Annotated in this window: 8 protein-coding genes; 5 read left to right on the top strand and 3 right to left on the bottom strand. The window is 60.6% G+C overall.

All coding sequences use genetic code 11. The annotated features are described in order from the left end of the window. Positions 1-437: 437 nt before the first annotated feature. The 5 genes from VNM72_06010 to VNM72_05990 all read left to right on the top strand — a co-directional run bounded on the left by VNM72_06010 (position 438) and on the right by VNM72_05990 (position 9,318). Positions 438-3,011 (top strand): polysaccharide biosynthesis tyrosine autokinase, encoded by a 2,574-nt coding sequence (locus VNM72_06010; protein ID HXF04953.1) that lies wholly within the window; start codon positions 438-440, stop codon positions 3,009-3,011. Between the two features lie 87 nt (positions 3,012-3,098). Continuing rightward, positions 3,099-4,328 carry a hypothetical protein gene (locus VNM72_06005; protein ID HXF04952.1) on the top strand — a complete coding sequence of 410 codons (1,230 nt, stop codon included), beginning with the start codon at positions 3,099-3,101 and terminating at the stop codon, positions 4,326-4,328. A gap of 61 nt (positions 4,329-4,389) precedes the next feature. Further along, positions 4,390-5,502: an o-succinylbenzoate synthase gene (gene menC / locus VNM72_06000; protein HXF04951.1), complete on the top strand. Its 1,113-nt coding sequence runs from the start codon at positions 4,390-4,392 to the stop codon at positions 5,500-5,502. Between the two features lie 46 nt (positions 5,503-5,548). Beyond that, on the top strand, positions 5,549-8,359 hold the full coding sequence (locus VNM72_05995; protein HXF04950.1) for a hypothetical protein: 2,811 nt from the start codon (positions 5,549-5,551) through the stop codon (positions 8,357-8,359). A 35-nt stretch (positions 8,360-8,394) separates the two neighbouring features. Next, positions 8,395-9,318 (top strand): ATP-binding cassette domain-containing protein, encoded by a 924-nt coding sequence (locus tag VNM72_05990; GenBank protein ID HXF04949.1) that lies wholly within the window; start codon positions 8,395-8,397, stop codon positions 9,316-9,318. Positions 9,319-9,595: 277 nt separating this feature from the next. Here VNM72_05990 and VNM72_05985 read toward each other — a convergent pair whose 3' ends face one another. From VNM72_05985 to VNM72_05975, 3 genes are all read right to left on the bottom strand, one after another. After that, positions 9,596-10,552: a uracil-DNA glycosylase gene (locus VNM72_05985; protein HXF04948.1), complete on the bottom strand. Its 957-nt coding sequence runs from the start codon at positions 10,550-10,552 to the stop codon at positions 9,596-9,598. A gap of 263 nt (positions 10,553-10,815) precedes the next feature. Further along, positions 10,816-12,006 (bottom strand): bifunctional phosphopantothenoylcysteine decarboxylase/phosphopantothenate--cysteine ligase CoaBC, encoded by a 1,191-nt coding sequence (gene coaBC, locus VNM72_05980; GenBank protein HXF04947.1) that lies wholly within the window; start codon positions 12,004-12,006, stop codon positions 10,816-10,818. Between the two features lie 112 nt (positions 12,007-12,118). After that, positions 12,119-12,351: guanylate kinase (locus VNM72_05975; GenBank protein ID HXF04946.1), on the bottom strand; the 233-nt coding region annotated here is incomplete at its 5' end.

Genomic DNA, 12,351 nt, shown 5'->3' with positions numbered 1-12,351 from the left:
AGCAAGAGCACAACTGCTCGTCTCTCACACCTTCTACATGTCGCCGTGATTGGCATAGTCCGTACCACGCAAACGAAAAGTGGCGGAGAATCATTGATGAATTGGAGGCCTGTTGTCAATATCTCCCGGGCCTGTCATCAGAAAGCCGGCCCCTGACATGATCGGTCCTGTTGGCCTTCCATCAGTTGGGTGGAAGGGGTACTCCACGGGCTTCGGCCCGGAAACGATGAGAATCGCCCGCGGATGATTGATCGGTGGGGACCTTTCATCCGCAGGAAAGTCTCCGTCGGAAATGATGGAAAAGTCGCGCGAACGTCCAGGTCTAGGGCAAAGAACGGGCGCGAGAAGCTGCGGGACCATTATCCTCGGAAGGGGGGACTTTGTGCGGGGGCAGGGCGTGCGTCATCTGGTTGATCGGGCTTGGGAAGGCTGCTAAAATGGCCGTTGGGTTTATGGAGAACGACAGTCCATTGGTGTCTTTCGACTATCGCTACTACCTCGACGTGGTCTGGCAGGGGAAATGGACCATCGTCGCAGCGATCGTCCTGTGCACCGGCATCGCGTTCATCTCGGGAGCCTTACGTAAGCCGTTGTATCGCGCTCAGGCGACCGTTGCCATTGAACTGCCCGCCGCTCAAATTGATCCCACCACGGCGGTCATGCAGCCGCAGTTCAACAGCTACTACGACTACGAGTACTACTTCAACTCGCAACATCGGATCATCAGCAGCAACACGGTGCTGGAGCGAGCGGCGGATCAACTGATTGCCCTTCCGTCCTACAAGAATTACCGGCGCGACCAGTTGGTGGCGGAATTGCGGGCATCGCTGGCGACCGCTCAGCTTCAGGAGACGCGACTGCTGCAAATTCAGGTGACGCGGGAATCGCCCATCGAAGCCGCCGATTGGGCCAATGCCATTGCGACCGCTTACGTGGAAAATAATCTCGAAGCCCGCCGCAAAAGCTTCCATGAAACGATCGCCGCGCTGGAAAAACTCCTGGAGAAGAATCGAGAGAATCGAGAACAAGCCATTGTCGAGCTGCAACAGGCTTTTCGTCAGTTAGGCATTGTTCCCTTTCAGGAGTCGGGAGCGCAGCTCGATACCGGGGCTCTTCAGGAAGCCACCCGTGCTCTGGCTCAGGCTCAGCAGGAGCGTCAGCAAGCGGAAGCCCGTTATGAACAGGCGGTCGCATCCCAGGATTCACCGCAGGTGATTGCTCAACTCCTGCCCGAAGGATCCGAACTCTCCGCCCTGCTTCAGGCCAGAGCCAAACTCGAACAGGAATGCCAGGACTTGCTGAGCAAAGGATACCTCGAACGCAATCCCCGGGTGGTGCAAAAGAGGGCTCAGATTGCTGCTCTGGAGCAACAAATCCCGACGGCCGTCGCCGCGGCGCTGGCTCAGCTTAAACGGGATGTCGAAGCCGCCCGCATCAAAGAAGAGCAAGCCCGGCAAGCGCGCGATGCCGAACAGCAAAAGATTCAGAGCGCCAGCACCGATCCGCGCGTCCTGGACAACCTCATCCAGCAGCGAATCACCAGCGAAATCACCGGTGAGTTGAAGCAGGTCTTGAATCGGGTGGAGTTGAGTGGCCAGCTTTTGCGCAACAATCTCACTCTGGTGGATCGAGCCGTTCCGCCCACTGTCCCGATCAATCGCCAGAGTCCGAAGGTTCTGCTCTTCGGCTTTTTTGCCGGACTTTTTCTCGGCCTGGGGATTGTCATCGGTAAGGACTTCATTGACAACACCATCCGCGATGCGGAAGAGGTCGAACGGTTGCTGGAACTTCCGGCGCTCGGGGAAATCCCCCATGCGTCCGAGGGAACGGAATTTGCCCGGCGCGAGGCCTATCATGCCGTCTGGACGCACATCAAATTCTCTCGGCGAGGAGCTGGAACGCAGGCCATACTGGTGACCAGCGCCACGGTGGAAGAAGGAAAGACGACGGTTTCGGCTGACCTGGCCCGAACGGCAGCTTTGCTGGGAGGGCGGACGTTGCTCGTGGATTTCGATCTGCGGCGTCCGATGCTTCACAAACGATTGACGATGCCCCGACGGCTATCGGACCGCCGGGGGGCTATCCTGATCGTGGATGATGAAGCGCCGATCCGCGAGCTGGTGGCGGAGACGATTCGCCGTCTGTTGTCACCCAATGGGTCAACCCGAATGGAAATGCCGGTCAGCCGCATTCTCACGGCCTCCGATGGGCTGGAGGCCATTGATTTGCTCAAGGAAGAGGAGGTTGCCCTGGCCATCGTTGATTTGAATCTTCCCGGCATGAGCGGAACCGAAGTGATGGCCAAGATCAAAGCCCTGCGGCCGGAGACCGAAGTGATCATTCTCACGGGTCATGCCTCGCTGGAGACGGCGATTGAAGCGGTGCGCCAGGGAGCCTACGACTACATCACCAAGCCGTTTGAGGTCGGCACGCTGATGAAAGCCGTCGCTCGCGCGCTCGATAAATGGACCCTCCAGGTCGAGAGTAAGAAACTGCGGCAACCGATTCCATCCACAGCGGGGATGGCGGCGTATCTGGCCGGCGATGCCGAACTCGACGAGGTGATTTGCGAAACCGATACGCCGAACCTCTGGCTCATCCCGGCCGGCAAGCCGCCGCAGAATCCTTTCGCTTTGCTGGATCGTGCTGTCTTGCTGGATTTCGTCAAAGCGGCCAAACGGCGGTTCGACTGGGTGATCATTGATTCACCGCCGGTAGCGTCGGTGAGCGATCCCACCGTGATCGCCTCGGTCGTGGACTCCGTCGTCTTCGTCGTTCGGCACAATCGCACCGACCGCAAGCTCGTGCGGCGGGCCGTCAAAATGCTCAAGCAGGCCAACGATCATATCCTGGGCGTCGTGCTCAACGACATTGATCTCAAGAAGAGGCGATACTACTACCGCCATTACTACCACTACGGCTATCAGCCGATTGAATCAGAGGAAGAGGCGAAGGTCTCTGCCGGACCGAGTTCCCGGTGGAAATGGTTCTCCTTCAAACGGCAGTCATGAAGGAGCGCGGATGTTCCCGTCCGCCCGCAATGCCGGACGGGAAAACCTCTCCCACATCGCATTGCGACGTATTGATGGAGGAATGGTATGAACCGTTCGAGAATGGGGAAGGGAATCGCGCTGGCCCTTGCGCTGGGGAGTTTGACGATGGGTCTCACGGGGGCGCAAGGGGAACCATCCCAGCGCCAGCTCTCCGGCCCGCCCGTTGTTTCCCTTTCTGACCATCGCGCCGGTCAGCCGACGGCGTTCGAGGATTGCTGCCGGGCGATCACCGAAGGCGAATTTGCTTTGTTTTTTGTTCGGGCGCTTGTGCTGGATGTTCCTCCGGGAGGCTGGAGTGAAGAGCTTGCTGTCGCCGCGCTCGCGCGACTCGGCTACAGCCCCCGACACGGATGGCAGCCGTCGCGTGTTCTCACGGAAGCCGTTTTGAGGGAGATCGTGGCGGGCACGCGATTTGCCGCGAGCCCGGCGGCTCGACGGGTGACCAATGCGGCGGCTCCGGTGACTGTCGCTCGCGCTCGCGCCGTCTTCACCGACGGAGTCACGATCACCCTCGGAGAGTTCGCTCGGCTTGTTGCGCAGACCCTGTCGCCGCAAAGTGTCTCCACAGGCGATGAGCAGGACGCTCTCGCGCTGCTTCTGCGACGGCGCATTCTTCCTGCCACCGGATGGAGCCCGCGCGACGTCGTGACGGAGAAGACCATGAGGACGATTCTGGAGCGCGCGCGACTCCTTCCTCCCATGCAAACGGATCTGTTCCGGGAAGGGGATGCGCTTCCGGTTGATTACACCCGCGCGGTGACGCTGGTTCAGCAGAGACGGAGCCTGCTGACGCAGGGAATGGTCGCCTTGCTCCTGGTCAAACTCTCGGGGGGAGCGTCTCCGGCCGGGAACTGGACGGTGGAACGAGCGATCGCTGAGCTGGAGAAGTTCCATGCTCGACCGGAATATGGGTGGATTCCAACGGCGCCGATCTGTCGGAGCGATTTTGCGCGGCTGATGCGGCGGGCGGGCGTTATCCTGCCTCCGGCCGAGGAGTGTCAGGTCGTCGCCGGTCATCCCCTCTCGCCGGAGCCGCGGTCCACAACGCTTGCTGAGGTCATCGCACGAATCACACCGACAGCGCCTGCTCCGGCTCCGCGCATCCCGACGCGATCCATCTTCGGTCCGTCGGGAGAGGTGACGCTGGTCGCTCCGATCCCGGCGCGGGCCGTCGGTCCTCCGGTGCAAATGCCCGTGACCCCGGTCCCCCCCGAGGGCATCGGGCCGGAAATTCCCAGCACCTTCAGTCAAACGCCACCGAGATCGAGTTTTTGAGGGGAATGACTCCCGATGTCAATGGTTCTTCTTCACCAGTGAGAGGAGGACGCACGCGCTGATGAAAATTCGTCGAGTCGAACTGCGAGAGATTCGCATGACCTTGCTGGCTCCGTTTGAGACGAGCTTTGATCGAACGCAGGAACGACGCATCCTGTTGGTTCGCGTCTTCGATGAGGATGGTTGCGACGGCTGGGGAGAATGCACCGCTCCCGAGCATCCCTTCTACAACCACGAGTTCCTGGATGGCGCCTGGCTCATCTTGCGCACCTATCTCATTCCCCGGCTGCTCGGACAGCGCATCTCATCGCCGGATGAGGTCTTCCCTCTCTTTCGCGCTGTGCGGGGCCACCGGATGGCCAAAGCCGCGCTGGAGGTGGCCTGCTGGGACTTGCAGGCGAAACGCGAGGGCAAACCGCTGTGGCAAGTGCTGGGCGGCACCCGACGGAAAATCGAATGTGGGGTGTCCATCGGGATTCAACCTTCGCTGTCGGAGCTGGTGGACAAAGTTCGGCGAGAGCTGGCGGCCGGCTATCGGCGCATCAAGGTGAAGATCAAACCGGGAGTGGACTACGATATTCTCCACGCGCTGCGACGAGAATTCCCCACCATCCCGTTGATGGCGGATGCCAACTCCGCTTACTCTCTGGCGGATCGTGAGCTACTCCGGCGGTTCGATGACTTTCATCTGATGATGCTTGAACAGCCACTCGCCCACGATGACCTGGTTGATCACGCCACCTTGCAAAAGGAATTACGCACGCCGATTTGTCTCGATGAATCCATTCGCAGCCCTGACGATGCCCGGCGTGCCGTCGCTCTGGGAGCCTGTCGTATCATTAACGTCAAGCTCGGGCGCGTCGGCGGCTACGCCGAAGCAAAACGCATCAACGACTTCTGTCGCCAGGAGCAGATTCCCCTGTGGTGCGGAGGCATGCTGGAGTCCGGCGTCGGACGAGCGCATAATATTGCGCTCTCGACACTGGACGGGTTTAGCTTGCCGGGCGATGTCTCGGCCAGCAAGCGATACTGGGAACAGGACATCATTGATCCTCCCGTCGAGGTGGCTCCCGATGGGACCATCGAAGCACCCATGACTCCCGGCATTGGTTATCAGGTTAATGAACGACGGGTGGCACGCCTCACCACGCGCCACGAAGTTTTCGAGTTGTGAGAAGCTGCCACCCGTAGGCGAGAATGGAATGTTGCAGGAAGGACCGATGAGAATGAACCATCAGGGCGTTGAAAACGTGAGAAGACTGTTGGACCGGCTCGCTCCACCGGTGAGCCTGATTAGATTTCTCCCGATGGGTTCCGGCAGGGAGAGATCGCCCGTCAGGCAGCAGGAGAGAAGAATCATCGTCATCGCCTCGGCGCGTTTCACGCGGATGCTTCGCGCGCGCGCGGCAGCTCTGCTGCTTGTGGCGCTCCTGGGATGTGGTCTCACGGCGCGCGGAGGGCGACCTGACGGCATTCTCGTCGCAACGGGACGGACGCTCGCGGTCAGTTTCGATGATGGTCGAAACTGGAGTCGGGTACCGACTCTCTCGCCAGGTTCCCGCATTCACAAGCTCCGAACGACTCGACAAGGAGCACTCCTGGTCGCCTGCCGGGCGGGGCTATTCCTTCTGGGCGAACAGGGAAGGCGCTGGAAGCGGGTTCTCGCCGAGGAAACGTTCGCCGCGGAAGAGATCGCCGGGAAACTTTTCGCCGGAACGCGTCGGGGACTGCTCGTGAGCGAGGATGGAGGACATCACTGGACGACGGTCCAGACATTGCCCCAGGGGCTGATCCCCCTGGCCATCGAACGGGCACCCGGTGACGACCGAATCGTGTATCTCGGAACCGCGCGACACGGTGTGTGGCGGAGCAACAGCGGGGGCCGAGAGTGGCGCGCGGTCAATCGGGGATTGCCGCCTTCAATTGGCGCGGCTGAGGTCACCCCGGTCGTGAATCTGGTGGTTGACCCTCGCGATGCTGGCGTCGTGTATGCCGCCACCGAAGTGGACGGAATCTACAAGACGACCGATGGAGGAGAAACCTGGCGGGCCATTAACGCGGGACTGCCGCGTCGGCTTCATCATCCCACCTATCCTCCGCTTCTGGCCATCAGCCCGGAAAACCCCGATGTCCTCTATACGGTCATCGGCGAGCCCGTTGAAGGTCCGAGGGTGGAGAATCGCCTCTACAAGACATTCAATGGCGGGCGCTTCTGGCGCGAGGTCATGGGACTCACGGAGGGGATCGTTTTTCGTTCTCTGACGATCAGTCCGTCACAGCCTCGCGTTCTACTGCTCGGGCATGATGGCGGCATCGTTCGCATCGTTGATGATCCGGCCTGGGATCACTATCTGAAGGAGCCGCCAGTATCCATTCAGGCGCTGGAGCTGGCGACGTCCGCGGCCACATATCAACCGGAGGCGCAACTTTACGGCGACATCGTCATCATGGTGGCCGATAAAAACCTCTTCAACGAATTCAATCTCCAGTCGAAGACGGTCGAATTCATACCGGTGACGGATCGTCAGGGACGATTCCTCGGCTACGATGCTGTGCTCCTGGACGCCGGATTCATCACCGAGCAGGGACAGCGCGTCATCCTCAGCGATAACGACTCCGTCGAACTTCCTCTTCCTTTCACCTTCCCGTTCTTCGGCACGCCGCGTCAGAGTCTTTTCATCAACTCCAACGGGAACCTCACGTTTGACAGTGGCGATCCGGATCCCTCACCGACTGAGTTTAAGTTTGTGACCAAGCAGCCGCGCATCAGCCCCCTGTGGAACGATTTTGATCCCTCGCGCATTGGTTTGGTCTTCTTCACGGCGTCGGAGGATCGGTTCACCGTCACCTGGCAAAATGTCCCGGAAATCGGTGACCCGCAAAAGGTCCCCCGCAGCACGTTTCAGGCGACGCTGTTTGCCTCCGGGCGCATTCGTCTCAGCTATTCCCGGGTGGAATCGGTGAAGGGATTGGTGGGGATTTCGCCGGGAGGGCGAACCACCTTCTGGCGCGTGCACTACCTGTCCGACGTCTCGAGTGATCCACAGCAACCGACTCCCTTCCGTCCGCCGGCGCGCCAGGGTGACCTCCCCATCGGGGAACTCTTCCGCGCTGGCCTGTTCTTCCGCGAAGTCGCTCAACGGTTTTATCGCCTTGGCCTTCCTGACGTGTTCGATGAGCTGATTGTCTACGGAGCCAGCACCTTCGAGCGATTGACGATCAGCGGGCGGATAGATCCCACCAATAACTTCTTGTTCCCCGTCTTCGCCCGCGTGATGAACGATATCCGAGGCATCGGCCTGAGCGAATTCGATGACACGGCGACGTTCGGCAGTGCGGGGCGATTGCGTCTTGTCGTCAATATGGATCTGTTGCGTTCCTATCCCCTCGATCCCGACCTGAAATTCACCAATCCACCGAACGGACGGAACCCGAGCAAATCGGCGATGGACATTCTGGCGCAGATGGTGGCTCACGCTTGGATTGCCTACGCCCGGTTCGATGATAATGGCGTTCCCAGCGAAGACCTTCTGGCGGGGACCGAACGGGCGACCTGGAGTTTCTTCTTCAGCACGGATGCGTCTCAAGAAGACGGCTGTGAGTGGCAGGGGGGACTCGCGGGAAATCGCTTCATCTGTCTCCGTGCCAACGAAAGATTCAGCCACATTGACCAGTACCTGATGGGGTTGCGCGAACCCGAGGAAATCGAGGAGGCGAAATTCTTCCTCATCACCAATCCTTCTGACACCAACGGGAGGACGAAAGCCAATCAACCGGAGCTGGGATTTACTCTCGTGGGCACGCGACGTGACATTCACGTGCGCGACATCATCGCTGCCGAGGGCCCGCGCGATCCCGCCGTCCGGGTGGCTCCCAAGCGATTTCGACTGGCCTTCATCCTCGTGGTGCCCGAGGGATTTCCTCCGACTGACCTTGACATCAACAAGATCAACACCTTCCGCACCCGATTTGAAGAGGTCTTCCCCATCATGACCGATGGCAAAGGGAGTGTGGATACGCGGTTGCAGTAATCGGGGGTTTTACGGAGGAGCGGAGGCCCTTCCCTATGACACTACCAGTCGCCATCGAAGGGGTGACGCATCAGTACGGTGACCGGCTGGCCCTGTGCGACGTCACCTTCGACGTCCGTGAAGGTGAGATCTTCGGGCTGTTGGGGCCAAACGGGGGAGGGAAGACGACGCTCTTCCGCATCCTTTCGACGGCTCTCGTTCCCAGCGGGGGTCGGGTGCAGATCCTGGGAGAGGATGTCGGCCAGCGTCCCCACGCCGTCCGCTGGCAGATCGGCGTCGTCTTCCAGTCGCCGAGTCTCGATGGCAAGCTCACGGTCGCCGAGAATCTGCGCCATCACGGGCATCTGTACGGCCTGCGAGGGAGAGCATTGAATCAGACCATCGCCGATCTCCTCCCGCGCTTCGATCTGGCCGATCGGGCGAATGATCTCGTCGAAACCCTGTCGGGCGGACTCAAGCGTCGCGTGGAAATCGCCAAGGCATTGCTTCATCGGCCGCGGCTTCTTCTTCTGGACGAACCGACGACGGGGCTCGACCCGCGCGCTCGACTCGATGTGTGGGCTTATCTTCGCTCCTTGAGAGCCCAGCAGGGACTCACCGTTGTTTTCACCACTCATTCTCTCGATGAGGCGGAGCTGTGCGATCGCCTCGCCATTCTCGATCAGGGGCGGTTGGTCGCACTGGATAGCCCGGCGGCGCTGAAGGCTCAGGTCGGTGGTGATGTCATTGTGATCGAATCCACCGAGCCGCACACCCTCCAGCAGCAGATTCGCACGCGCTTTGGCATCGAGAGCACGATCGTTGATTCCTCCGTCTGCCTTCGTCACGAGGGAAGCACCGAATTCCTGGCCGAACTGCGGGCCGCCTTCCCCGGCTTGATCGCTGCCATCACCCTGCGCCGGCCGACGCTCGAAGATGTGTTCATTCAACGAACCGGCCACCGCTTCGATGCCGCGTAAAATCACCGACGATGTCCCCGCGTTCCGGGAGGGGGCAACGAGGGAACCATACCGATGCTTTAGCAAAGGCCCTGCAGCCGCCGGATCACGTCATCTCCTGTTTCCGCATCGAACAGTGAGCATCAGACTCTCGCTTTGATCGTCCTTTCGTTCAATTGGCCGTGCCCTGTGGGAGCCTTCTCATCTTGCGGGCAGAGGTGCACAAAAAGCGTACGCTCCCAGAGGCGAACTCGCTTGCGAATTCTCTTCGGTGCGCCGATGGAACGCGGCTCAATCGTCAGCTCGAGCGCAGCCCCTGGAGATAGTCGCGGACCTTCTTCAGGTCTTCCCACGCCTCCTTCTTCTTCTCCGGTGACCGCAGCAGAAAAGCCGGATGGAAGGTGGGGAGTACTTTGGTCCCGTGAGCATCGAAGAATTGTCCTCTCACCTGACTGATGGGCGCTTTGGTGCGGAGAAGCGATTGGGCGGCGATGGCGCCGAGGGCGACGACCACATCAGGTCGGATGACGCGGATTTTTCGGAACAGGAACGGCTCGCAGGTGGCGATTTCGTCGGGTTCCGGCGTGCGATTCCCCGGTGGACGACACATGACGACGTTGGTGATGTAGACATCTTCGCGGCGCAGGCCCATGGCCTCGATCATCCGGGTGAGGAGCTGACCGGCGCGTCCGACAAAGGGTCGTCCCTGAGCATCTTCATCGGCGCCGGGACCTTCGCCGACGAACATGAGGCGGGCCCGGGGATTCCCTTCGCCAAAGACAATGGTAGTGCGCGACTCGCACAGCTTGCAGCGCGTGCAGTCGCCGACATCTCGGCGGATGTCATCGAGCGTGTGGTCTGTCGGCAAAGCCTCCGCCACCGTCGGCAGTTCCCCAAAGAGCGATTGTTGCGCGCCGGTATCGGATCGGCTTTTTCTCATCGGCATGGTGCGACTCCCTTCCTCTGCACCGGGACGGTCTCCAGGCGGCACCCGCGGTGGTTCGGGGGGCGGTGGCGACACGACCGATTCCCGGATAGGCGGCACTGAGGTCACCGTCGCCTCTGGGCTCATCCTCTCCTGCGGGAGCCGGAGCTGCCGATCCGCCTCGGTCGTGCTGCGTCCTTGCCGGACGGTCGGGCGAAGAAGAGCATCCTCCACCTCGGACACGCCGAGCGCTTCAAGATACCTCACCTGATCGAGCACTCCGGCAAGGATGTCCGAGAGTTCCTGCCGCACGGAGGGACTCGCCATCATCTTCCTCCGAAAATCCCCTGGGAACGCGGGCCTCTAGCTGGTTCGTTCACGCCCGCAAGAGACGTTCGCTCCCAGGATTTCATCGTTCGTGGCCTGCGAGTGCCCGTGAATGAGTCCTCCGAAAATACGCACGAAGTCACCGATCGGCTCATCGGCCCATCGGTCACCCTGTGCTTCTTTTTCATCGTTTCCGGACAGCACTCCATGAGCGATGGTTCTCGAGAACTGTCACCCGCGCTTTTCGCAGCCGGGAGACGTTCGCGCTACGTCCACAATCTTTTCACGTGATCGAGAATGCGCTCGGCCATCTCGCGCTTGGACATGAGCGGGAGTTCAACGACGCTCCCGGAGCGATCAATCAAGAGGGCGGCATTGAAGTCCGATCCGAATCCCGCATCTTCGCGGGAGACGTCATTGACGACGATGAGATCGAGGTTTTTGCGCTGCAACTTTTCCCTCCCATTCTCGATGAGGTTTTCCGTTTCGGCAGCAAATCCGACGAGGATGCGAGAACCCTTTCGCTTGCCCAGTTCGGCGAGAATATCGGTCGTCGGTTCGAGTTCGAGGAGAAGTCGCGCCGTCCCTTTCTTGAGCTTGGTCGGTTGGGTGCTCGCCGGACGATAATCGGCGACGGCCGCAGCTTTGATGACGATGGTGGCGGCTTCGACGTGGCGGAGGACGGCCTCGTACATCTCTTGGGCGCGGCGCACGCGGACGACCTCGGCGCCCGGAGGAGGAACAAGCGATGTGGGTCCGGTGATGAGCGTCACCTGAGCCCCTCGACGGAGCGCGGCTTCGGCCAGCGCATATCCCATCTTCCCGCTCGACCGGTTGGAGATGAATCGCACCGGATCAATATCTTCGCAGGTGGGCCCGGCTGTCACCAGCACCCGTTGCCCGACGAAATCTCTCTCCCGTTGTCGGGAGGACAGCACGTCCATGACCCGGTCGGCGATGACTACCGGATCGGCCAGGCGTCCTTCGCCTACGATCCCCGAGGCGAGGTACCCCGACTCCGGCTCGATGATCACGACGCCCCGATGACGCAACCGCTCGATGTTCTCCTGCGTTATCGGGTGAAGCCACATCTCTTGATCCATTGCCGGAGCGACGACGACGGGGTGCTGGAAGGCCAGATAAACCGTCGAGAGGAAATCGTCGGCCAGTCCGTGCGCGAATTTGGCCAGCGTGTTGGCCGTCGCCGGGGCCACCAGCAGCAGATCGGCCCAGCGGGCCAGCTCGATATGTTTGACCGGCAGATTGAGTCCGGGAGCAAACATATCGGTCACCACGGGCGACCGGGACAGCGCTTCAAACGTGAGCGGTCGCACGAATTCACAAGCATGGCGCGTCATGATCACGCGAACTTCGGCTCCGCGTTGCTGAAGCTGGCGCAACACTTCTGCCGCCTTGTAGGCGGCGATGCAACCGGTCACTCCCAGAATGATTTTCACGGTGTCTGCTCCATGCTCCTTCCGTAAGGAGTTGCCGATGTCACGGGCCCTCCCACGCATCGCCCGTTCTTCGGGAGGGACGTCACGACGAATCTCTCTGTCAGCTTTCGCCTCACCGATCTTGCTCGAACGTGGCAAGGATGCTCCGGGCGATATGTTCCATCCGGGCACGCCGATGACGCTCGGCCCAGATGATACTTTCGAGCGCGCGGCGCGCTTCATCGAGCTTGTCGTTGACGATGAGATAATCGAAGTGGCGGTACTCGTTGATCTCCTGGTGAGCGATCTTCAGCCGTCGCTCCAGAGAAGATGGTCGGTCGGTATGGCGGGTGCGGAGCCGCTCCT

It is taken from the genome of Blastocatellia bacterium (genome assembly GCA_035573895.1).
Taxonomy (GTDB): domain Bacteria; phylum Acidobacteriota; class Blastocatellia; order HR10; family HR10; genus DATLZR01.
Note: the sequence above shows the minus strand (reverse complement) of the source record. Positions and strands in the feature narration are given on the sequence as shown.

Bases quoted from the DNA above. Each gene is read 5' to 3' on its own strand.
- VNM72_06010 (HXF04953.1), top strand. From the start codon at position 438: ATGGCCGTTGGGTTTATGGAGAACGACAGTCCATTGGTGTCTTTCGAC.
- VNM72_06005 (HXF04952.1), top strand. From the start codon at position 3,099: ATGAACCGTTCGAGAATGGGGAAGGGAATCGCGCTGGCCCTTGCGCTG.
- menC (HXF04951.1), top strand. From the start codon at position 4,390: ATGAAAATTCGTCGAGTCGAACTGCGAGAGATTCGCATGACCTTGCTG.
- VNM72_05995 (HXF04950.1), top strand. From the start codon at position 5,549: ATGAGAATGAACCATCAGGGCGTTGAAAACGTGAGAAGACTGTTGGAC.
- VNM72_05990 (HXF04949.1), top strand. From the start codon at position 8,395: ATGACACTACCAGTCGCCATCGAAGGGGTGACGCATCAGTACGGTGAC.
- VNM72_05985 (HXF04948.1), bottom strand. From the start codon at position 10,552: ATGATGGCGAGTCCCTCCGTGCGGCAGGAACTCTCGGACATCCTTGCC.